The 20,228-nt window shown below is 67.1% G+C and carries 22 protein-coding genes; 11 read left to right on the top strand and 11 right to left on the bottom strand.

Translation table 11 applies throughout. The features are described from left to right. Window positions 1-67: 67 nt before the first annotated feature. A complete protein-coding gene (locus EV643_RS29045) occupies window positions 68-1,300 on the bottom strand; it encodes a PucR family transcriptional regulator (protein ID WP_166665620.1) in 1,233 nt (410 codons plus the stop codon). Between the two features lie 112 nt (window positions 1,301-1,412). Between EV643_RS29045 and EV643_RS29040 the strand changes: the two genes are divergently transcribed. Continuing rightward, on the top strand, window positions 1,413-2,294 hold the full coding sequence (locus EV643_RS29040) for a short-chain dehydrogenase/reductase (RefSeq protein ID WP_133803347.1): 882 nt from the start codon (window positions 1,413-1,415) through the stop codon (window positions 2,292-2,294). A gap of 6 nt (window positions 2,295-2,300) precedes the next feature. Here the strand turns inward: EV643_RS29040 and EV643_RS29035 are convergent, their stop codons facing one another. Beyond that, on the bottom strand, window positions 2,301-3,125 hold the full coding sequence (locus EV643_RS29035) for a TetR/AcrR family transcriptional regulator (RefSeq protein WP_133803346.1): 825 nt from the start codon (window positions 3,123-3,125) through the stop codon (window positions 2,301-2,303). On the opposite strand from EV643_RS29035, the gene EV643_RS45975 reads away from it, so the two are divergent. Genes EV643_RS45975 through EV643_RS29020 form a run of 3 tightly spaced genes read left to right on the top strand, consistent with a single transcriptional unit; the run spans window position 3,102 to window position 6,488 of the window. Continuing rightward, complete coding sequence (locus tag EV643_RS45975; RefSeq protein WP_133803345.1) at window positions 3,102-4,082, top strand: enoyl-CoA hydratase/isomerase family protein; 981 nt, start codon at window positions 3,102-3,104, stop codon at window positions 4,080-4,082. The two genes, EV643_RS29035 and EV643_RS45975, sit on opposite strands and share 24 nt — an antisense overlap. Beyond that, a complete protein-coding gene (locus tag EV643_RS29025; RefSeq protein ID WP_133803344.1) occupies window positions 4,079-5,002 on the top strand; it encodes an alpha/beta hydrolase in 924 nt (307 codons plus the stop codon). The genes EV643_RS45975 and EV643_RS29025 overlap by 4 nt, the downstream gene beginning before the upstream one ends. Window positions 5,003-5,030: 28 nt before the next feature. Next, window positions 5,031-6,488 (top strand): class I adenylate-forming enzyme family protein, encoded by a 1,458-nt coding sequence (locus EV643_RS29020; protein WP_133803343.1) that lies wholly within the window; start codon window positions 5,031-5,033, stop codon window positions 6,486-6,488. 9 nt (window positions 6,489-6,497) lie between these two features. Here the strand turns inward: EV643_RS29020 and EV643_RS29015 are convergent, their stop codons facing one another. Further along, window positions 6,498-7,046, bottom strand: coding sequence for a DUF1707 SHOCT-like domain-containing protein (locus EV643_RS29015; protein WP_133803342.1), 549 nt, complete (start codon window positions 7,044-7,046; stop codon window positions 6,498-6,500). 160 nt (window positions 7,047-7,206) lie between these two features. On the opposite strand from EV643_RS29015, the gene rox reads away from it, so the two are divergent. Next, window positions 7,207-8,634, top strand: a complete 1,428-nt coding sequence (rox, locus tag EV643_RS29010; protein ID WP_133803341.1) for a rifampin monooxygenase — start codon at window positions 7,207-7,209, stop codon at window positions 8,632-8,634. 5 nt (window positions 8,635-8,639) lie between these two features. On the opposite strand, the gene EV643_RS29005 is transcribed toward rox, so the two are convergent. The 4 genes from EV643_RS29005 to EV643_RS28990 are packed head-to-tail and all read right to left on the bottom strand — an operon-like array spanning window position 8,640 to window position 12,395. Next, the gene (locus tag EV643_RS29005) at window positions 8,640-9,557 is read right to left on the bottom strand and encodes an NAD-dependent epimerase/dehydratase family protein (RefSeq protein ID WP_133803340.1); all 918 of its coding nucleotides are present in this window, start codon (window positions 9,555-9,557) and stop codon (window positions 8,640-8,642) included. Continuing rightward, window positions 9,554-10,159, bottom strand: coding sequence for a dihydrofolate reductase family protein (locus EV643_RS29000; RefSeq protein WP_133803339.1), 606 nt, complete (start codon window positions 10,157-10,159; stop codon window positions 9,554-9,556). The genes EV643_RS29005 and EV643_RS29000 overlap by 4 nt, the downstream gene beginning before the upstream one ends. 19 nt (window positions 10,160-10,178) lie before the next feature. Next, complete coding sequence (locus tag EV643_RS28995; protein ID WP_133803338.1) at window positions 10,179-11,504, bottom strand: FAD-binding oxidoreductase; 1,326 nt, start codon at window positions 11,502-11,504, stop codon at window positions 10,179-10,181. A gap of 54 nt (window positions 11,505-11,558) precedes the next feature. Continuing rightward, window positions 11,559-12,395 carry a helix-turn-helix domain-containing protein gene (locus EV643_RS28990; RefSeq protein ID WP_133803337.1) on the bottom strand — a complete coding sequence of 279 codons (837 nt, stop codon included), beginning with the start codon at window positions 12,393-12,395 and terminating at the stop codon, window positions 11,559-11,561. Window positions 12,396-12,656: 261 nt separating this feature from the next. On the opposite strand from EV643_RS28990, the gene EV643_RS28985 reads away from it, so the two are divergent. Beyond that, window positions 12,657-13,094 carry a VOC family protein gene (locus EV643_RS28985; RefSeq protein WP_202869799.1) on the top strand — a complete coding sequence of 146 codons (438 nt, stop codon included), beginning with the start codon at window positions 12,657-12,659 and terminating at the stop codon, window positions 13,092-13,094. Between the two features lie 8 nt (window positions 13,095-13,102). Here the strand turns inward: EV643_RS28985 and EV643_RS28980 are convergent, their stop codons facing one another. Beyond that, the gene (locus EV643_RS28980; protein WP_133803336.1) at window positions 13,103-13,684 is read right to left on the bottom strand and encodes a dihydrofolate reductase family protein; all 582 of its coding nucleotides are present in this window, start codon (window positions 13,682-13,684) and stop codon (window positions 13,103-13,105) included. A 151-nt stretch (window positions 13,685-13,835) separates the two neighbouring features. Between EV643_RS28980 and EV643_RS28975 the strand changes: the two genes are divergently transcribed. Continuing rightward, complete coding sequence (locus EV643_RS28975; RefSeq protein ID WP_370452399.1) at window positions 13,836-14,507, top strand: histidine phosphatase family protein; 672 nt, start codon at window positions 13,836-13,838, stop codon at window positions 14,505-14,507. Between the two features lie 315 nt (window positions 14,508-14,822). Then, window positions 14,823-15,347 (top strand): DinB family protein, encoded by a 525-nt coding sequence (locus EV643_RS28970; RefSeq protein WP_133803334.1) that lies wholly within the window; start codon window positions 14,823-14,825, stop codon window positions 15,345-15,347. 115 nt (window positions 15,348-15,462) lie between these two features. Here EV643_RS28970 and EV643_RS28965 read toward each other — a convergent pair whose 3' ends face one another. From EV643_RS28965 to EV643_RS28955, 3 genes are all read right to left on the bottom strand, one after another. After that, window positions 15,463-16,158 (bottom strand): ABC transporter ATP-binding protein, encoded by a 696-nt coding sequence (locus EV643_RS28965; RefSeq protein ID WP_202869798.1) that lies wholly within the window; start codon window positions 16,156-16,158, stop codon window positions 15,463-15,465. An 85-nt stretch (window positions 16,159-16,243) separates the two neighbouring features. Next, window positions 16,244-17,509 carry a sensor histidine kinase gene (locus EV643_RS28960; RefSeq protein WP_133803333.1) on the bottom strand — a complete coding sequence of 422 codons (1,266 nt, stop codon included), beginning with the start codon at window positions 17,507-17,509 and terminating at the stop codon, window positions 16,244-16,246. Beyond that, on the bottom strand, window positions 17,494-18,162 hold the full coding sequence (locus tag EV643_RS28955; protein ID WP_133803332.1) for a response regulator transcription factor: 669 nt from the start codon (window positions 18,160-18,162) through the stop codon (window positions 17,494-17,496). The genes EV643_RS28960 and EV643_RS28955 overlap by 16 nt, the downstream gene beginning before the upstream one ends. 98 nt (window positions 18,163-18,260) lie before the next feature. Here EV643_RS28955 and EV643_RS28950 point away from each other — a divergent pair, with 98 nt between their 5' ends. The 3 genes from EV643_RS28950 to EV643_RS28940 are packed head-to-tail and all read left to right on the top strand — an operon-like array spanning window position 18,261 to window position 20,198. Beyond that, a complete protein-coding gene (locus EV643_RS28950) occupies window positions 18,261-18,983 on the top strand; it encodes an ABC transporter ATP-binding protein (protein ID WP_133803331.1) in 723 nt (240 codons plus the stop codon). Next, window positions 18,976-19,743, top strand: a complete 768-nt coding sequence (locus EV643_RS28945; protein ID WP_133803330.1) for an ABC transporter permease — start codon at window positions 18,976-18,978, stop codon at window positions 19,741-19,743. The genes EV643_RS28950 and EV643_RS28945 overlap by 8 nt, the downstream gene beginning before the upstream one ends. Then, window positions 19,740-20,198, top strand: a complete 459-nt coding sequence (locus EV643_RS28940) for a hypothetical protein (RefSeq protein ID WP_133803329.1) — start codon at window positions 19,740-19,742, stop codon at window positions 20,196-20,198. The genes EV643_RS28945 and EV643_RS28940 overlap by 4 nt, the downstream gene beginning before the upstream one ends. Window positions 20,199-20,228 lie beyond the last annotated feature (30 nt).

Below are 20,228 nucleotides of genomic sequence, written 5' to 3'. Positions count from 1 at the left end.
GCGGAGCGGCATGGCCAGAACGCCTACGTTTGGTTCAGTCCGGCTGTGCAAAACGCACAGCCGGGAATCACCGGCTCGGCAGCGGGAACAGCCGGATGGCACGCAAGGCGAGCCCGAGCTCCACCTGAAAGGCGGCGTCGGTCAGGTCGCGGCCGGTGATTTGATGGATTCGGTGCAGCCGGTTGATCACCGTGTTGCGATGGCAATGCGCCAACTCCGCGGTGCGTCTGACGGATCCGCCCGCGGCCACCCACTGTTCCAGAGTGTCCAGCAATAGTTGACGTTCGGCTGCTGGGATCGTCATCAGCGGCACCAGCCACGGCTCGACGAGTTGCTCGGCCAGCTCCGGAGCACTGAGGAGCAACGCCTCGGGCAGGCGTTCCGTCAGCGACGCAACACCAACTTCACCAGCCGGCAGGGTACGCCGAGCAAGCATCGCCATCCGATAGGCAGCGTCCACATTGGCCAACCCTGAGACGACGTTGGACAGACCGGCGGGCGCGTGCACCATATCGCGCAGCGATCGGAGTACCGTGTCCGGAGAATCCGTGCCCAGGGCAAGCAATCCGACGACTGTGTGCGCACGCACCTGCCACGCCGACCGGACTCGAACACCGGCCAACCGCCGTTTGAGCGAGGCGGTCGTGCAGTCGTCGTCGATCAGGTTGTCGATCGCCACGACGGTGTAGGGGCCATCCACCGGGACGTCGAGGACCGTCGCCGCTTCCTGCACGAAAGCCCGGTCCTTCGCGCGGCCGTGGAGCAACCCTTCCCAGAGCGTAGATCTGCGTCGCTCGTCGGCGCGGACGAGGTGGCGTTCGGCGGTGTGGTAGGCGGCCGCGACCTGCGAGGACGTGGTGTCGACGACCTCCCAGACCTTGCTCGCCACCTCCAGCAGGGCCTCGGAGTCGTCCACGCCCTGCGCACGGGCCTCGTGAATCAGCGCTTCCCACACCAGTCGCCCGCCGAGGCGGAACGAGCGGAGCACGTCGTCCAGCGGCATCCGCTGCTCAGCCCGGCGACGTCCCGTTGCGCGCGCCGCATCGAAGAAGTCGTCGGTTGCGGACTGGTCCGCGCCGGCGATCATCTCCATGACCCGGGCGACGTTGTCGTGGCACGACTGCCACAGGTCGTCGGCCGGAACCGAGTCCACGTCGCGATAGGCGGGGTTCTGCTCGTAGATGGTCGCCACCAGCGCGTCGGTCACCTCGGGCAGGTGGAGCAGCACGCTCCGAGCCAACGACTCCGCGGTCGGCGGAGGCACCGGCCGTACGACGTCCTGACGCGCAACCTCACTCATGGTCGGCACAGCATCGCACACCGTTCCCATGCCTCACAGTCCTCGCGACCTCGCGGAGACACGGCAAAATCAGGCATTGCGGATGGGTGATAACGAAGTTATGTTTCCCTGCATGAATCGCGACATGGTGGGTCGACGGCTGGTTGTCACCGGTGCGGCACGTGGCATCGGGGAGAAGGTGGCACGGCTGGCCGCAGCGCGAGGCGCTCGTCTGGCGGTGATCGGACTCGAGCCCGATCGCTTGCGAAGTCTCGTCGACGACCTCGGTCCCACGGCGTCCTGGCGGGAGGCCGATGTGCGCGACGCCGCCGCCGTGCGGTCCGCGATCGACGACTGCGCACAGGTGATGGGCGGCATCGACGCCGTCGTGGCCAACGCCGGGGTGGCGGCGTACGGGACTGTGCGGCAGACGGCCGAGGCGTCGTTCGAGAGGGTGCTCGACATCAATCTGAACGGCGTGTTCCGCACCCTCAAGTACGCGACTCCTCATCTTGAGCAGAGTCGTGGTCACGTGATGGTGGTGGCGTCCGCGTTGTCCTTCATGCCGCTCGCCGGGATGGCGTCGTACGCCGCGAGCAAGACCGGGGTCGAGATGCTCACCCTGGCCTACCGCCAGGAAGTGGCGCACCTCGGGATCACGGTCGGACTTGTGCACCCGTCGTGGATCGACACCGACATCGTTCGAGGCGCCGATGCGGACCTCCCCTCGTTCCAGCGGCTGCGCAGTCGGCTGCCCTATCCGGGCAACGTCACCACGAGCGTCGATGAGGCGGCCGCGGCGATCGTCGACGGACTCGTACGCCGGCGCAGTCGCGTCTACGTCCCGCGCGCGGTCATCGTCGCCAACTGGGCCAAGGCCGCACTGAACTCGCCGTTGGCATGGCCTTGGACGAGGCGCTTCGCGGCCAAAGCGGTGCCGGCCCTGGAGAGCGAGGTCGAGGCCCTGGGCCGGAATGACCAACTCGTCCCAGGGACCGATGACCGTCACGCCTGATCTTCGTCAGCTTGGCCAGATCGAGTCGTAGAGGCGTGCGCCCGCCTCGTGTGACGCCCGGGCACGGTCCAGTTCGTCGCCCATCCCTACAACGAGATTCACTCCCATCGGGAGCAGTACTTGCGTGACACTGTCGTCGAAGTCGACGAAGTGGTCGGCCAGTTCGAGACTGATGTAGCCGTGGACGAAACTCCACAACTGCGCGGCCACGACCTCAGGATCCTCCGGTCGGACCCGACCGGAGTTCACGAGCCGTGCGCACGCTTCGGCGACGTGCGCGTAGGCACCCCGGAAGGCCGGCGAGCGTCCACTCAACCGGGCAGCAGAGTCCGAGATCGGTCGGTACGTCGCGCGGGTGGAAAGTCCGAACATCAGGTCGTACAGATGCGGATTCTCGCAAGCGACCCGTCGGCAGGTCAAGGACTGAGCACAGAGGTCGGCGACCGGATCCTCCGTCACCGGCACCCGGGCGAAGGCCCTGTCGAGCTCAGCGAATCCATGGTCGACAACGGCCCGGATGAGTTCGGGGATGCCGCCGAAGTGGCTGTAGACCACCATCGTCGACAGGCCGCTCGCGGACGCCACGCTCCGTGCCTTGATGGCGGATGGTCCTTGCTCGGCCAGCAGTCGGGTCGTGGCTCGAACGAGCCGTTGCGGCACACCATCGGGCGCCGCAAGTCCAGACCCGTCTGCCGCGTCTCCACTTGACTCCACGTTGCTGCCCTCTCGCCTGTCCGAGGTCTTGTCAGGCCCCAATAACTTAGTTATGTTAGCGCCTATAACTTCGTTATTCACGGAAGCAGGGCCATGACACCCAACGACAAGCCTCATCTCGAGATCGAGGATCGCGACACAGTCCTGATCGTCCGCGTCGCCGGCGGCCCGCACGCGTTGTTCGGCGTCGACATCGCCGATCAGCTGGATCGGCTGGTGGACCGGGCTGACCGCGACCCGAACGTCCGCGCTGTGGTCTTCACCGGGACACATCCCGAGCGGTTCGTCAGTCATGCCGACGTCCGATGGCTCCAGGAAGAGGGCGCCGCGCTTCCTCCGTTCGGCCGCCGGTCCGCGTCCGCCGTCGTACGGATGGCCAAGATCGCGAACAGAGTCCGTGCCCTCGAACCCGTGGTGCGCAAGACCCCGCTGTGGGGAGGCGTTCAGCTCGCCCGACTGCATGAGACGTTCCTGCGGATGAACGGCAGCGGCACAATCTTTGTTGCCGCCCTCAACGGTTCTGCCCTCGGTCTCGGCGCCGAGTTCGCCTGGGCCTGCGATCTGCGCGTGATGGCTGACGGCGACTTCTTCATCGGCCAACCGGAAGTGCTCCTCGGCATCATTCCCGGGGGCGGCGGCACCCAGCGGCTGGCCCGCCTGATCGGCACCCACGAGTCCTTGGTCGCGATCTTGGAAGGCAAGCCGTTCACACCGGCGGAAGCTCTCGCCAACGGGGCGGTCGACGAGGTCGTCCCGCCGGACGAGGTCGTCGCCAGAGCAGTCGAGCTCGGCGAGCACTTCGGCTCGCGGACCAAGGCAGCGGTGGCGGCGATCAAGAGGTCGGTGTACTTCGGCGGTTCGATGTCACTGCCCGCAGGTCTGCACGTCGAGAACACCGAGTTTCTCGTCGCTGATCAGTCGAAGGTTGCTCAGCAGTTGATGATCGACTACCAAGCGGCCACCGACTCGATCGGCGAGCTGCCTCTCTACGACGCGGAGACGTACGGACGCGCGCTCGCGTCGGGCAGCGTGCCTGCGGCTGCGAAGCACGAATGGGCGGCGAACCGGCGATGACCACTCCCCCGCCCTTCACCCGCGTGGACGTGTCCTTCCAGTCCGGCGACAGCACCTGTTCGGCGTGGCTCTATGTTCCCGACGGAGTTGTCTCGCCGCCTGTGGTCATCCTCGGACATGGCCTCGGCGCCACTCGCGAGATGCGTTTGGACGCCTTCGCGGAGCGCTTCGCGGCGGCCGGCATCGCCGCGTTGGCGTTTACCTATCGTCACTTCGGCGACAGTGGGGGCCAGCCTCGCCAGCTGCTGTCGATCAAGCGGCAGCTCGCCGACTGGGATGCCGCGATCGCCTATGTGCGGACCCGGCCTGACCTCGACGGCTCCCGCATGGCGGTCTGGGGCAGCTCGTTCGGCGGTGGCCACGCGATCACAGTCGCCGCACGTCATCCTGAACTGCGGGCGGCCGTGGCCCAGTGCCCGTTCACGGACGGTCTCGCGTCCGCGGTCGCGTTGGGCCCGGTTGCCTCGCTCAAGACAGCTCCTCAGATCGTCAGGGATCTGGCGGCCAAGGTTCGTGGCGGTGCGCCCGCGATGATTCCGCTGGCAGCTGCCCCGGGTTCGCCGGCACTCATGAACGCACCGGATGCACTGCCCGGGTATCAGGCGATCAGCCCGCCGGGGAGCACGTTCCGGAACGAGGTAGCGGCACGCGTCGCTCTCGACATCCTCACCTATCGGCCCGGGCGTGCGGCGAAGACCATCGCCTTCCCCATCCTCTTCTGCGTCAGCAACACCGACACCGTCACGCCTCCCGCTCAGACCATTCGGTACGCGCGTACGGCGCCCCGCGGGGAGATCAAGAGATACGACGCCGGCCACTTCGACTTCTACCTCGGTGATCCCTTCGAAGCCCTGATCCGTGACCAGCTCGAGTTCCTCACCCGCCAGCTCGCCCCGACCTCGGCCACGTCAGCTCCTTGACGGGCACGCCAAGACAGGTTCCCTCGCCATGAACTTCGCTTCTCTCCCCGACCGCCGCGCCGACCTCGACCCGGACGGGCCCGCGGTCGCCGACAGAGCTCAGTCGCTCACCAACGCGCAGTTGCTGGACCGTGTCCGCGCGGCAGCTTCGCACCTCCAAGGCCTCGGCATTCGTCCTGGTGATGTCGTGGCTCTCAAGCTGACCAATCGCATCGAGTTCGTTGTTCTGCTGTTCGCCACCTGGCGGCTCGGCGCGACTGTCACACCGATCAACCCGAGCCTCACCGACAACGAGGTCGCACGACAGCTCGACGACTCCGGCGCGCGGTTGATGGTGGTCGAAGATGACGGCGCTCCGCTCGACGGCATCACCACACTTGTCGTCGGTGATCTGTCCACAGTGGGGACGGCTGAAGAACCGCAGATCGACTCGTCCACGCTGGCCCTCCTGATCTACACCAGCGGTACGACCGGCGTACCCAAGGGCGTGATGCTCGACCACGCCAATCTCCTCGCCATGGCTGAGATGGGGCGCGAGTCGCTGCAGGTCGGGCCGGCGGATCGCTGCCTGCTGATCCTGCCGCTCTTCCACGTCAACGGCATTCTGGTGAGCGTCCTGATGCCTTTGCTCGCCGGAGCGAGCGTCGTGATCGCCGACCGCTTCAATCCGCAGACCTTCTTCGACCTTGTCGAGTCCGTGCGCCCGACCTTCTTCAGCGCGGTGCCGACGATCTACGGCATGCTTGCCGCTCTCCCGGACGGGGTTCAGCCGGACACGTCGTCGCTGCGCTTCGGAGTCTGCGGCGCGGCACCTGCCACGGCCGAGTTGCTGACCCGGTTCGAGGCTCGGTACGGGTTCCCACTCATCGAGGCATACGGGCTGTCCGAAGGAACCTGCGGCTCCACCATCAATCCGATCGCGGGCCCTCGACGGGCCGGAACGGTCGGGCTTCCCTTTCCGGGGCAGGAGATCCGCATCGTCGACGAGGACGGCGTCGAGCAGGCGCCGGGCGTCGACGGTGAGGTCGTCGTACGTGGTCCCAATGTCATGCGCGGTTATCTCGGCCGTCCCGAGGAAACGGCCGAAGTCATCGTCGACGGCTGGCTGCATACCGGCGATATCGGCCACCTCGACGTCGATGGCTACCTGACCTTGGTCGGACGATCGAAGGACATCATCATCCGCGGTGGAGAGAACATCTACCCCAAGGAGATCGAGGACGTTTTGGCGGCCGACCCGTCAGTGCTCGAGGCAGCCGTGATCGGCGTACCCGACGACAAGTGGGGCGAGGTGGTCGTCGCCTACGTCCAGCCACGACCGGACTCGACGGTCGATCCCGCGGCGCTCAAAGCACTCTGCGCCCGACACCTCAGCGGCTACAAGCGCCCGAGCTCGTACGTCGTCGTCGAGTCCATCGCCAAGAACGCGGTCGGCAAGATCGACAAGCCTTCCTTACGAGCAACGCACGCCGGGTCGCGTCGCTGACAGGTCGTGTCAGCGGCGGGCGTGGCGGATCTTCAACCGGCCGAACCCAATGGCACCGGAGATCCGGATCGTTGGGCCGCCTGAGCCGGAGCCGGCGTGGCGCGAGGGCTTGTACAGCGTGGGTTTCCAGCCGGTGCGCAGATCCTCGAAGTCGACGATCGCGTCGCGCGGGACCGTGATCTTGGCCCTTCCGGTGCCGAGTTGCAGCTCGATGTCGACGACCGGATGCTCGATGATCGCTCGGGACAGGTCCAGCTGCACCCGGCCGAATGCGGACTCGACCTTGACGGTCCGAGGTACCCGCCAAGCGCCCCGCCGCTGGATCCGCCCGCTGGCGGCGGCAATCGTCGAGGTGGTGCCAGGACTCTCCGCCGGGAGCGAGGCCAGGGCCGACGCGAGTTGGCTGTGCGTCTTGGCGGTCAGCACCTGGTGGAGGTGTTCGTCCATCTCCTCGTGCGAGACGTGCCCTTCTACGTACGCCTCCTGCAGGCGCCGTACGGCCGCGTCGCGGTCGTCTTCACTGATCACTGACGGGCGATCTTCCGGTGGAGAGGTCACCGGTTCACTTTAGTACGGCAAAAGGAAAGGCAAGGAGAGTACAAACTCCTTGCCACACTCAACATATAGCGCACGGGGGGCCTTGCGGCAAGCCCGGGGTCGTGCTGGAGAATCGCCAGCCGAAGGCAGAACCTGCGGAAATCAGTGAATCGGGGTCTTCATGATTGACGTGATTGTTGCCGGTGGCGGACCGACCGGCGTGTGGCTGGCGAGCGAGTTGCGGCTGCAGGGCGTACAGGTCGTCGTACTGGAGAAGGACGCCGGGCCGACCAAGGTTGCCCGCGCGACCGGCATACACGTGCGCACCATCGAGGTGATGGAGCAGCGCGGTCTGCTGGAGCGGTTCGTCCCGCTCAGCACGCAGTACCCGATCGGCGGCTTCTTCGCCGGAATCAGCAAGCCCACGCCGGTGCGGCTGGACACTACACACCCATACATTTTCGGCATCATGCAGCCCGTCACCGAGCGGCTGCTGACCGAGCACGCCATCGAGCTCGGCACCGAGATCCGCCGTGAGTGCGAACTGGTCGGGCTGAGCCAGGACGACGACGGGGTGACCGTCGAACTGGCCGACGGCACGCGGCTGCGCTCGCGCTACCTGGTCGGCTGCGACGGCGGCCGCAGTACGGTGCGCAAGCTGATCGGCATCGACTTCCCCGGCGAGCCCGCCAGGCAGGAGTGGCTGCTGGGTGAGATGGAGGTGGGCGTGCCGGTGGAGACGCTGGACGAGGTCATCACCGAAGTCCGTAAGACGGTGAAGGCGTTCGGCGCCATGCCGCTCGGGGACGGGGTGTACCGCGTCGGCGTACCGGCCGACGGGGTTGCCGAGGACCGCACGGTTCCGCCGACCCTCGACGAGATCAAGCAGCAACTGCAGGTGTACGCCGGCACCGACTTCGGCGTGCACTCGCCGCGTTGGCTGTCCCGCTTCGGCGACGCCACCCGGCTGGCCGACAGCTACCGGACCGGCCGCGTGCTGCTGGCCGGCGACGCGGCACACATCCACCCGCCGGTCGGCGGGCAGGGGCTCAACCTCGGCGTCCAGGACGCGTTCAACCTCGGCTGGAAGCTGGCCGCCGAGATCAACGGCTGGGCACCGGAAGGCCTGCTCGACACCTATGAGTCCGAGCGGCGCCCTGTGGCCGCCGACGTGCTGGAGTTCACCCGCGCGCAGATGGAGCTGATGTCCCCCGAGCCGGGCCCCCAGGCAGTACGCCGGTTGGTGTCGGAGCTGATGGACTTCGAGGACGTGCACCGGTACCTGATCGAGAGGATCACCGGGATCGGCATCCGCTACGACTTCGGCGAGGGCCATGAACTGCTCGGCCGGCGGATGCGGGACGTGGAGCTGAAGCGGGGACGGCTGTTCGAGCTGATGCATAGTGGCCGCGGGCTACTCCTCGACCAAACCGGCCGGCACTCGGTGGAAGGCTGGGCAGATCGGGTCGACCACGTCGTCGACGTCAGCGAGGAACTCGACGTACCCGCGGTGCTCCTGCGGCCGGACGGCCACGTGGCATGGGTCGGCGAAGACCAGCAAGAGCTGCTCACCTACCTACCGAAGTGGTTCGGCGCTGCTGCCAACTGAGCCCTTCAGCGGGGGTACTTGGCGCGCCAGGCGACGTAGTCGGCGACTGCCTTGGCTACGTCGAAGTTGGGTGCGAAGCCGGTGTCCTGGGTGAGCCGGGTGGTGTCGAGGTATGGGTTGCCGCCGGGGCCGGCCTGCCGCCCGGGCAGGAGGTCGAGCCGCAAGCCGGGGGTGATCGCCTGCAGGGCGTCCGCGAACTCGCGGTTGGTGAACGGCCGGCCGCTGGAGACGTTGTAGGTGTCGTGCCGCAGGTTCTCGGTGGTCATCAGGAGGGCGATCGCGCGCCCGGCGTCAGGTGCGTAGCAACAGTCACCACCGTCATCGGCGTACAACGGCTGCGGCTTCTCACCACGGAGCACGGCGCTGATGTAGGGCGGAATGTAGAAGAACGGTGATTCCGGGTCGACGAGCGGTCCCCAGATGGTCCCGATCCGGAGCACCACTGGCTGGACGCCGCTGCCCTGGAGGCTGTGCGTGGTGAGTGGCTCGACGGCCTTCTTGAAGGCGATGATCAGGTGCGGCAGATCCGCGGTGGGCAGCGCGAGGTCCTCGTGCCAGGGGATCTCGGTCCGGCCGATGTACACGCCGAGGCTGCTGGCGACGGCGAACCGGCGCACGCCCCAGGTGCGGGCGGCGTCCAGCGCGTTGAGCAGGCCAGTCAGGTCTGTGCGGAAGTAGCTGACCGGGTCGTCGGGGATGGAGCCGGCGAGGTGGACGATGCCGCTGATGTCGTGGCGATCGGCGAGGGCGAGGAAGGCGTCCCGGTCGGTGACGTCGAGGGCTTCCACGGTGACCTTGCCGGCGAGGAACGACGGGACCTCGGCCCGGCGGTGGGACGTGACGACAACCTCCTGTCCGAGGTCGATCAGCGCGCGGGCGGTGTGGGCGCCGATCATGCCCAGCCCTCCGGTGACGAGGATCATCGGACCACCTCGTAGTGCAGGTGGGTCACGCCGGGTGCCGGGATGGCCTCCAGCAGCCGGAGGTTCACGTGCTCGGGCAGCTCACGGAAGAAGCTGTGGCCGCCGCCCAGCAGGATCGGCACCTGGTGTAGGACGAGTTCATCGACGAGCCCCGCCTTGAGCGCCTCGGTGGCCAGACCGCCACCCATCAGGCTGACTTCCTTGTCGCCGGCCGCCTCCCGAGCCGCTGCGATGGCGTCCTCGATGCCGGTGGTGACGAGCGTCTGCCTCTCGCTGATCTCGGGCACGGGCCCGCGGCTCACGACGAAGAGTGGCGCCGTCGGGTGCGGACCACCGCCGCCGAAATGGCTGGAGTGCTCGTAGGTGGTGCGCCCCGCGACAGACGCCCCCACTCGTGCCGCGAGGGTGTCGAAGAACCGGGCGCTCGGCTCACTGAGCTTGAACCCGTCGAAAACCTGGCTCGGCGTGTCCCCGTCGAAGTACCAGTCGAACAGCATGGGCGCGTCGCCGAGACCGCGTCCGAACTCCTCCTCGCCGTCGGGTGTGCGACCGCTGATGTAGCCGTCGACCGAGACGGCGTGGGCACTGATGACCTTGCTCATGTCGTTCCTTCGTTGTTGATCAGATGGCTTGGGGGAAATCGAAGAACCGGTACGGGTCGTAGGCCTGCTTGATCGCTGCCAACCGCGGATAGTTGCCCGCGTGGTACGCCGCGGCGCAGTCGTCCAGCGCCGGGTCGGGGAAGTTGGGGTAGACACGTCCTGACCCATCGGCGTGGGCGATCGCCCAGGACTCGTCGACCCAAGGATCGGCTGCCTCGGCGATGTGTTCGAGCAGGAAGCGTTCGCTGCGATGGGCGAACGCGGTGGCGTCCTCGGCGACCCAGTTGTAGGCGCCGCCCATCACGGTGAACGTGAGCTCCCGTCGGCCGTTGGTCCTTGGCTCGCCGAGCTTGGTCAAAAGTGATGCGAGGGTGCCGGGGGCCATCGACTGGGAGAAGAACTCCGACCGGAACCGTACGACGCGTTCCGGTACGTCGTGTGGCTCGGCAAAGGTGCTCTTGAGGTGGTGGAAGGGCAGGCCGGCGCGCAACTCGATGGTCGTCGGGGCCACGCGCGTCCGCTTACTGAACTCCTGCAGCAGTTCCCGGGTCGATCCCTCGTCGAGGTTGGAGGCGCCGAAGAGGGTGGTCTGGACAGGTGCGCCGGGCTCGGACACGAGGGTGAGGTTGACGGTGAGTTCGTCGGGGGCGTCCGGTGCCCAGGCTTGCCAGGCCGAGACCAGTTCCTCGAGAGCGGGGTCCGACCAGTGCGCCTCGATGCGGGTGGTCATCGGCTCAGGGACGGTGTCGAACTGCAGTGACGTGACCACACCGAATTGGCCGCCGCCAGCGCCGCGCAGACCCCAGAACAGGTCTGGTTCGTGGTCGTCGTCGCAGTCCACAACGCTGCCGTCCGCGAGTACGACCTGCGCGCCGACGAGGCGATCGCAGGTCAGCCCGTGCTTGCGCCCGAGTAGACCGATCCCGCCTCCGACGGTGAGGCCTGTGATGCCGACGGTGGGACCGCATCCGGCCGGCAGGGTCCGGCCGTAGGCGTGGAGCCCCGCGTACACCTGGTTCAGGCGGGCACCGGCGCCGATCGTGGCGATCTGGTCGTCTGCGATGGAGATGTCGTCGAGGCCGGACAGGTCGAGCACGATCCCGTCCGTGGACGATCGGCCCGCGAAGCAGTGCCCGCCGCCGCGAGGGACGAGGCGCTCCCCCGTGGCTGTCGCGTACTTGATGGCGGCAACGACGTCCGATACCGAGCGGCACAGAACCACGAGCCGGGGACGGACCTCCCGGTACGCGAGGTTGACCGGTCGGCGGATCGCTGCGTAGCCCGGGGAATCAGGGCTGAACAACTCGCCGTCGAGTGAATTGCCGAACTCGGTCAGGTCGGACATGGGTTCGACACTAGGGTCGGCGTGACGGCGGGGTCTTGAACGAATCGCGCAGGCTCAGACTCGTACGGGCAGCCTGTTGCGGATGGCGAGGAAGGGCTGGTAGGAGGCGGAGTGGTCATGGCCGCAGGTGCACCGGTCGATGTCGCCGCCGAGGAGTTGGCGTGGGGTGAGGCCGGTCAGGCGGAGGCATTCGCGGCTGAGGTGCGCCTGGTCGGCGTACCCCGCATCAATCGCCAGTCCCGCCACGCCGTCCGCTCCACGCCGACCCGTTGCCGTGGCGCCGGCCTGAGCCAGCGCGAGAAATCCCTGAAATCGCAACGTCCGCTGGAGGACCTTGGGACTCACCCCAACCGCGTGCAGGCAGCGGCGGCGCAGTTGGCTCGCGGACAGAGCCAGGTGGCCGGCGAGGGTGTCGATGTTGACCGGCTGCCAGGGCATCAGCGCCTTCACGGCTTCGCCCACCAGCGGATCCACGCGGACCGTACTTCGAAACTCGCGCAGGAGGTGGCTCTGCAAGAACATGAGTGCCCGCTCGGGCGTACCGGCCTGGGCCATCAGCTCCACGAGGCGGTCCGCCGAACTTCGCCACAGCTCCGCCAGGCCCAGGCGCTGGTCCACCAGGTCATCGAGCACCGTCGGAAGGGGCGGCGCGGTCCCCGGTAGGAACCGGACACCCACGATGGTGGTGTGCGCCGGAATGACCTCAATCTCCGGACCGGTCAGCGGACCAACCAGCTGGGGACGGCCACCGATCGGGAAGTGGATCTCGACCCCACCCGTAGGCAGGTGCCGTTGCACGTACGCCGCTTCGCCGGTGCGCTGGATCCACACCGTCCTCACCACTCCCGCCAACCCCGGCAACGGCGGCCGCTCAACGTATGACTCCGTCACGGTCACCCTCGCAATGAACCGCCCGACCGGGATCGACGTCAACCCCCTTTGGCCGCTCGGCGAATCGCCATCAGGTCCACAGCACCGGTCCGTACGGCGAACGTGCGCGAACCGCTTTGGTCCAACGGATCGACGCGATCCGCCGCTGGACGCGAGCCACCAACTGATCGACCAGCCGCTGCATGTCGAGAACGGCTTGGCGGCTCCGTCCCCGGGGTAGATGCGGCCACCGTGCCCTTGACTCTTGAAGGAGAGACCAGCGTGACGATCAAGCGAATGGACCACGTCGGCGTCGTTGTCGACGACCTCAAGGCCGCGACCGCGTTCTTTCTCGAACTCGTTATGGAACTGGTCGGCGAGGGGCCGGCCGAGGGACCTTGGGTGGACAGCGTCGTCGGGCTCGACGACGTCCGAGTCGACGTCGCCTTCCTACGGACCCCGGACGGCCACGGCCAGATCGAGCTGACGAAGTTCCGCACCCCGACGGCTTCCACCACCGAGCCGAACGCACCGGCGAACACCCTGGGCATCCGCCGCATCATGTTCTGCGTCGACGACATCGAGGACACTGTCGCCCGCCTGCAACCCCACGGCGCCAAACTCATCGGCGAGATCGCCCAATACGAAAACACCTACCGCCTCTGCTACCTCCGAGGCCCCCAACAAATCATCATCTCCCTCTCCGAGGAACTCACCTGACCGCCAGCTCAGATATGCAGGGTGGGCCGGTAGATGAGCTCTTGGATGTTGCCGTCGAGCGTCCGGCTCTCGAGCAGCTCGAGGTCGAAGTCGGCCGCACCCTGGAAGATCGGGTCCACTCCGGTCTGGCCGGTGATCACCGGGAAGAGCGTCACCTGGACGCGGTCGACCAGACCGGCGGCCATCAGGGCCCGGTTCAGCGACAGGCTGCCGTGCGAGCGCAACGGCACCCCGGACTCCTCCTTGAGCCGGGCGACCACGTCGACGGCGTCGCCGCTCACGAGGGTCGCGTCCGGCCAGTCAAGGGGTCCTTCCAGTGTGCTCGACACCACCGTTGTCGGCAGGCTCATCAGCCGCGTGTTCACCGGGTTGTCCACCTTGGCCTCCTCGGGGCTCGGGCCGAGCACCTGCACGAACTGCCGATAGGTGTTGGCCCCGAGCACCATCCGCTGATCCTCGCCGTACAAGGCGAGGCGGCGGTCGAGAAACTCGGGGCCCTGCTTGCCCCAGTAACCGCCCCAGTCGCCGCCGTTGTAGGAGCCGTAGCCGTCGAGGCTGGAGAAGATGTCGAAGGTGTAGGTAGCGGTCATGATGCTCTCCTTGAGTACGGTGCGGCGCCCTCGTGGGCGGCCGCTCACTCCTGCTACGAACACAACGGCCCCCATCCGACACCGCCTCCCGGAATTCAGGCCGCAGGCGTTGGCAAAGGTCTCGATGTCCTCGCCTTGGCCGTGCTGACTCGTGAGAGGCTCGGAGCCTGCAAAGGTGGGTCGAAGGAGGGCAGTGAGACACATCTACCTCGTCACGCATCCCGAGGCACAGCATCACGTTGACGGCATCGTTGGAGGCTGGCACGACTCAGATCTGACAGCCCGTGGGCGCCTGCAAGCCGATCGCATCGCCGAGGTCCTGGCGAGCAGGATCGGACTCCAGCCGGTCGACATCTACTCCTCTGATCTGAACCGAGCCAGTCATACGGCAGAGCGAATTGCTCGGAGGTTCTCCGTCGACGTTCAGACTGATGCGCGGCTTCGCGAGAGGTCCAACGGTGAGGCTGACGGACGTCCCCAAGCGTGGCTCGCCGAGCACCGCATCCCACTTCCGGAATACGGCGATCGACTCGGCCACCACGACGGACCAGCTGGTGCGGAGACACGAATGGCATTGGTCGAACGCCTGTACCCCGCCCTCGATGACATCCTCCGTCGACCAGTCGCGAACCAGATAGTGGTGTCTCACGGGTCCGCATCGAGCTATCTGATTGCTGCCTGGATCGGCATGCCGATGACGTCGACAGACCGGGCCTTCTTTCCCCTGACGTCAGGCAGTATCACCACCCTGCTCCGCAACGACACCCACTACAGCCATCAGGTTGTGTCTCTGAACGAGACCCAGCACCTGCAGGGTCTTTGAGAGCCACCACTGGTGTGATCCTGGCCCCTCGCGCACACGAGCCGGCGCTGCGCGTTTTCCAGGCTCACGGGGCATGCCGGCCAGATTGCCGAAATGCGGCCCTGACCTGCGGTTTTACCTGTCAACGGTTGTCGCCCGTGATCGTCGCTTGCCAACGTCTCACGGAGCTGTGACGGAGCTGGAGTGTGTCTTACGCTGCCTTCATGACCAGCCTGTTCGGGATGGCGTTCGCACGACTCGACAACATGGCGCTCCACGCGGGCGAAGTACCTCCTAGAGGATTTCGCACCTTCAACCCTGACGGGCCAGGCTGACATGGACAAAGGCCCGATCCATGACGAGATGGAGCAGGCCCGACTGGCCTTCCGTCGACTCGTGGAGCAGGCGGACGAGGAAGATCTCCGCAGGCCGTCGACCGGCACGCGCTGGAACAACCGGCAACTTCTGTTTCACATGCTGCTCGGCTACCTGATCATCCGGGCGCTGTTGAGACTCGTCCGGGTCTTCGGACGGCTACCTCGAGGTGCCAGCCATGCCTACGCATGGCTGCTGAACGCCGGGACGAGACCTTTTGATGCAGTGAACTTCCTCGGCTCCTACCTCGGCGGGAACACACTCAGCACAGATCGCATGGTGGTGATGTTCGATCACGTCATCGACAAGCTCCACCGCCGACTCGACGCAGAGACCGACGCTGACCTCGCCCGCGGCATGCACTACCCGACCCGGTGGGATCCCTTCTTCAAGGACTACATGACGCTGGCCGACGTCTACCATTTCCCGACGCAGCACTTCGACTTCCACCGCCACCAACTCACGCTGGACGATCCCGCGAGCTGAGGTCATCAGCGTTCCCGCTCCGAATGGCGAGCATCTGCACGGCAACGGAAAGGACCTGGTCCCCGCCCGACGGCTCGGATTCACGCTGGAACGGCTGCCGCTGAGCCCAGACCCGCTAAGTGCCCGGAGCGCCCGCGGTGGCCAGGAACTGGGTGGCCGCGAGTTCTGCGTCCAGGGGGTTGGCGGCGACCAGCTCGCGGTGGGTGCCGGTTGCGCACACGCGGCCGGCGTCCATGACGATGATCCGGTCGGCGAGCGTCACCGTGGACAGCCGGTGGGCTACCACGAGCACGGTGGTGGTGCGGGCCGCGTCGGCGATCGTGTCGCGCAGCGCGGCCTCGTTGACCGCGTCGAGTTGTGAGGTCGCCTCGTCCAGTAGCAGCAGGCGTGGTCGCCGCAGCAGCGCCCGGGCGATGGCGACGCGTTGCCGCTCACCACCAGACAGCTTCATGCCGCGGTGCCCCACAGTGGTGTCCAGGCCGTCGGGCAACGCTTCGACCATCGACGTCAGCCGAGTGGTACGCAGCACTTGCTCGAGTTGGTCCTCACCGGCTTCGGGGGCGCCGAACAACAGGTTCTCGCGCAGAGTGCCGGACAACACTGGGGCGTCCTGTTCGACGTACCCGATCGCATCCCGCAGATCGTCCAGCGGCCAGGCCTGTACGTCGAGCCCGTCGACCAGCACGCGGCCGCTGTCGGGTTCGTAGAAGCGCTCGATCAGCGAGAAGACGGTGGTCTTGCCAGCGCCGGACGGGCCGACGAACGCGGTCATCCCACCGGGCGGTACGACGAAGCTGACCCGGTCGTGCACGACTGGTGGCGGGATGTACGTGGCGAAGCGGCCTCGGTACCCCTTGCGGAGGCCGTACCGCGGCCGGGCTTCGGCCGCAGCTCGATCAACGGTCGACGTCGGCGCTCGGGAGGCGAGCCTCGAACGTGGCGCCGCTGATGTTCCTGATGCTGCCGTGGTGGCGATTGACGACTTCGGCGACGATGGCCAAGCCGAGGCCGGTGCCGCCGGTGTCGCGGGAGCGGGCCGGAGTGAGGCGGACGAAGCGGTCGAAGACCCGCGTTCGGTCCTCCACCGGGATCCCCGGGCCGTCGTCGGAGATCGTGAGTACGACGGCGCCCTCCTCCTCGGTCAACGCGAACGTGATCCGGCTGCGGGCGTACCGGGCAGCGTTGTCGGCGAGATTGTGAATCATCCGGGCCAGCGCGGTCTCGTCGCCGCGCACCTGGCCGGCCGAGACCGCCGTACTGTCGATCGTCAGATTGGTTGCTGTGCGCAACCGCTCGGCCTCCGCGAAGACCAGGTCGTCCAGATCGACCGGCGTACGCGGAGGTTCGGTGTGTTCCTCGTCGGAACGCGCCAGCAGTAGGAGGTCGTCGACAAGGTGCTGCATGCGCAGGTCCTCGGCCAGGACAGTGGTGGCCAACTCGTCCACGGTCGTGCTGTCGGGGTGTGCCTGCGCAACCTCGGCATGCTGGCGGATCGCCGCGATCGGGGACCGCAATTCGTGCGACGCATCCGCGACGAACCGCTGCCGGCTCTCGTGCGAGCGCTGAAGGCGATCGAGCATCCGGTTCATCGTCCGCGCGAGCAACCCGATCTCGTCCCGACGTACGGCGGGAACCCGGCGATGCAACTCGGTGGCGGAGATCTCGTCCACTTCACGCCGGATCGCGCTCACCGGCGCGAGCACGCGCCCGGTCACCACCCATGTCACCCCGCCGACGATCAGCATCATCACCGGCACCCCGACCACCAGCACCCGGCTCACGAACCGGGTCGAGTCCAGTACGTCGACCAGCGGCCGCCCCACAATCACCTCACCACCCGACTCCACCGCGGCCGCCGCAAACACGTAATCCTCCGCATACCCAGGAGGCTCCAGGTTGACGCAATCCCTGCCAGGCGAAGCGAACCTGCCCGTGTCCGAGCCGCCCACCACGACGCCGGACCGGTCGATCATCTGCACGAGCTCGCTGCTTGTCGACGACGCTCGTACGGCGGAGGCCGACAACTCCGCCGCCCGGTCACGAACGTCCGCACAGACCTGAGCCGTCAGAACCGAGCCGAGCAGCGTCACCAGCACGAACGCGCCAGCCACGAGAGCCAGTCCCACGACCAGTACGGCGGCCAGCGTCACTCGGATCCGCATGTCGCCAACCGATAGCCCGCGCCGCGCACCGTGGTGATCGACTCGTCCCCCAGCTTGGTGCGTAGGCGGCGGATGTAGACCTCGACGATGTTCGGATCGCCCTCGAAGTCGTAGTCCCAGACGTGATCCAGAATCATCCGCTTCGACACCACCTGACCGCACCGGCGGATCAGGAACTCCAGCAGCGAAAGCTCCCGCGCAGTCAGCACCAACTCGGCCTCACCACGCCAAGCACGTCGCGAGGCCGGATCAAGCCGGAGCTCACCGGCATCCAGCACCGCCGGTCGTTCTGCGGCACCCCGCCGTACCAGGGCTCGCAACCGCGCGATCAGCACGGCGTACGAGAACGGCTTGGTGAGGTAGTCGTCCGCGCCGGTGTCCAGTGCCCGGACCTGGTCGGTGTCGGCATCTCTTGCTGTCAGCATCAGAATCGGCGTCCACACCCGCTCGGCTCGCAACGTCGCGCAGATCTCGAACCCGTCGATCTCCGGCAACATCACATCCAGCAGCACGACGTCGTACCCGTGCTCACGCGCGAACCACAACCCATCCGTGCCAGTCAGGGCGACGTCGACGGCATACCCCTCCGCCTCCAGCCCGCTCCGCAGGCCGGTAGCGAGCCGCGGCTCGTCCTCCACCACCAAAGCCCGCATCCGCCACCTCCCTGCACGATCCTCCTTCATTGTGGCTGAATACGGGCTGAATGCACCGTTCAGCGAGCATTCAGCCCCGCGGTCCTACCGTCGGCCGTATGACGACCATCGAGGCGATCGGCCTCAGCAAGCGGTACGGCGCGCGCAACGCCCTCGACGGACTCACGTTCGCCGCGGACCAGGGCGAGGTGATCGGCCTACTCGGCCCGAACGGCGCCGGGAAGACAACCACGATTCGCCTGCTCACCACGATCCTCGAACCCACCGGCGGGACCTTCACCGTGGCGGGCATCCCGGGCGATCAGCCGGATCGGATCCGGCAACGCATCGGCGTTCTGCCCGAGAGTGCCGGCTATCCAGCAAGGCAGACCGGCGGCGAGTACCTCCGCTATGCGGCCCGCCTGTTCGGCCGCAGTCGGCACGACGCACGCGGCGTGGCCGATCGGTTGCTCACCGACGTCGGTCTCAGCGATCGCGCGGGCGCTCGGATCTCGACGTACAGCCGGGGCATGAAGCAACGACTCGGTATCGCCCGGGCCTTGATCAACGATCCCGCGGTCGTGTTCCTCGACGAGCCGACGCTCGGCCTGGACCCGGCCGGCCAGCGGGAGATCCTGGCCACCATCGGCGAGATCGGGCGGGGCGCCACCGTGGTGCTGTCGACGCACACGCTGACCGAGGTCGAGCAGGTCTGCACCAGCGTGCTGATCCTCGACCGCGGCAGGCTCCGCGCCGCCGGACCGATCGACAAGGTCGTGGCCGGCGCCGGAAGCCTGAGCGCTGCGTTCCTCAACCTCACCGAGGAGGCGCGTCATGTCTAGGTGGACCGTTGTCGCCGAGCAGGAGAGCCGGGACCTCTGGGTGGGCGGACGAGGACCCGCGCTGGTGTTCGGCTTCAGTGTGTTGCTCAGCGCGATGACCTACCTGGCCGCGACCAACCAGGCGATGAATTTCCTCGAGCAGCGCGAAGCGGTCAACCTCATCGTCCAGGTCGGGCTGGCGGTCGGCGTATTGCTCACGGTCGTGGTCAGCGCGGACGCGATCAGCGGTGAACGCGAACGCGGCACCTTCGAGGGCCTGCTGCTCACACCGGTGTCGCGCCGCGCGATCGTCGTCGGCAAACTCGCGGCGGCATCGACAATCTGGCTGGCCTGCCTCGTCGTCACGCTCCCCTACCTGTGGGTCCTCGGTCGAGGCGTGGCGGGCGCCGTACAGGCAGCGCTCCTTGCCCTGACCGTCGGCACCTTGGTCGCGACCGGCCTTGGTGGGATCAGCCTGCTCATCAGCGCGGTGACGAACTCCAACAAAACCAGCCTGGCTTGGGGATTACTGCTGCTTCTCGTGCTGTTCGCCCCGACCCAACTGCCCGCCCTACCGAAGACCGGAGTCGGCGAGGTGATCACCCGCGTCAACCCGATCGGGTCTTCGCTGCACTACGTCTCCCAGATCCTCGTCAGCCGCCGGGACTGGACACACGACCTCAGCTACCTGGCATCACCGATCGTTATCGCCGTGATCGTCACCGGCGTCCTGATCGCGGCCGGCCCACGACTCGTCCGACTCACCGCGGGGCCCCGATGAACCTGCTGAACCTGCTCGCCACCGTCGCACTCGCCGACCCGACGATCACCATGAACCAGGACGACCTGACCGCCGTCATCGGCCAGACACTCACGGTCGAATCCGTGGTGACCGGGCCGGCAATCGCCCACCTCAACGTGGTCAGTCTCGATGGCGTCTACGTCGACCTGGAGGACTGGTCGCAGGACGTCACGCGAACGGTGCCGACTGAAGAAGCCACAGTGGACTGGGAGTTCCAGGCCGTCAACCCCGGTCGCTTCGCGGTCTACGTCGTACTGATCCCACAGAACGGCCGCCTCGTCGCCGGCCCACCGGTCCACGTCACCGTCTCGCGCCGCGAAACCCTCGACACCGGCGGCGCACTACCCGTCGCGATCGCGGTACCGGCCCTGCTCGGCATCGCAACGCTGACGGGCACAGCGCGCCGGCTACTCGGATTGCGCAGCAAGGTCTGAGTGGAGTCGGATCGGACAGCATCTGATGTC

Source organism: Kribbella caucasensis (assembly GCF_004361855.1).
GTDB lineage: Bacteria > Actinomycetota > Actinomycetes > Propionibacteriales > Kribbellaceae > Kribbella > Kribbella caucasensis.
This window is presented reverse-complemented; position numbering and strand designations above follow the sequence as displayed.

Excerpts from the sequence above, each read along its gene's own strand:
- EV643_RS28940 (WP_133803329.1), top strand. The coding sequence starts at position 19,740 with ATGAACCTGCTGAACCTGCTCGCCACCGTCGCACTCGCCGACCCGACG.
- EV643_RS29000 (WP_133803339.1), bottom strand. The coding sequence starts at position 10,159 with ATGAGCAAGGTCATCAGTGCCCACGCCGTCTCGGTCGACGGCTACATC.
- EV643_RS28995 (WP_133803338.1), bottom strand. The coding sequence starts at position 11,504 with ATGTCCGACCTGACCGAGTTCGGCAATTCACTCGACGGCGAGTTGTTC.
- EV643_RS29035 (WP_133803346.1), bottom strand. The coding sequence starts at position 3,125 with ATGAGGCTTGTCGTTGGGTGTCATGGCCCTGCTTCCGTGAATAACGAA.
- EV643_RS29045 (WP_166665620.1), bottom strand. The coding sequence starts at position 1,300 with ATGAGTGAGGTTGCGCGTCAGGACGTCGTACGGCCGGTGCCTCCGCCG.
- EV643_RS28960 (WP_133803333.1), bottom strand. The coding sequence starts at position 17,509 with ATGCGGATCCGAGTGACGCTGGCCGCCGTACTGGTCGTGGGACTGGCT.
- EV643_RS28955 (WP_133803332.1), bottom strand. The coding sequence starts at position 18,162 with ATGCGGGCTTTGGTGGTGGAGGACGAGCCGCGGCTCGCTACCGGCCTG.
- EV643_RS28970 (WP_133803334.1), top strand. The coding sequence starts at position 14,823 with ATGGACAAAGGCCCGATCCATGACGAGATGGAGCAGGCCCGACTGGCC.
- EV643_RS29025 (WP_133803344.1), top strand. The coding sequence starts at position 4,079 with ATGACCACTCCCCCGCCCTTCACCCGCGTGGACGTGTCCTTCCAGTCC.
- EV643_RS28950 (WP_133803331.1), top strand. The coding sequence starts at position 18,261 with ATGACGACCATCGAGGCGATCGGCCTCAGCAAGCGGTACGGCGCGCGC.
- EV643_RS45975 (WP_133803345.1), top strand. The coding sequence starts at position 3,102 with ATGACACCCAACGACAAGCCTCATCTCGAGATCGAGGATCGCGACACA.
- EV643_RS29020 (WP_133803343.1), top strand. The coding sequence starts at position 5,031 with ATGAACTTCGCTTCTCTCCCCGACCGCCGCGCCGACCTCGACCCGGAC.
- EV643_RS28980 (WP_133803336.1), bottom strand. The coding sequence starts at position 13,684 with ATGACCGCTACCTACACCTTCGACATCTTCTCCAGCCTCGACGGCTAC.
- EV643_RS28945 (WP_133803330.1), top strand. The coding sequence starts at position 18,976 with ATGTCTAGGTGGACCGTTGTCGCCGAGCAGGAGAGCCGGGACCTCTGG.
- EV643_RS29040 (WP_133803347.1), top strand. The coding sequence starts at position 1,413 with ATGAATCGCGACATGGTGGGTCGACGGCTGGTTGTCACCGGTGCGGCA.
- EV643_RS29005 (WP_133803340.1), bottom strand. The coding sequence starts at position 9,557 with ATGATCCTCGTCACCGGAGGGCTGGGCATGATCGGCGCCCACACCGCC.
- rox (WP_133803341.1), top strand. The coding sequence starts at position 7,207 with ATGATTGACGTGATTGTTGCCGGTGGCGGACCGACCGGCGTGTGGCTG.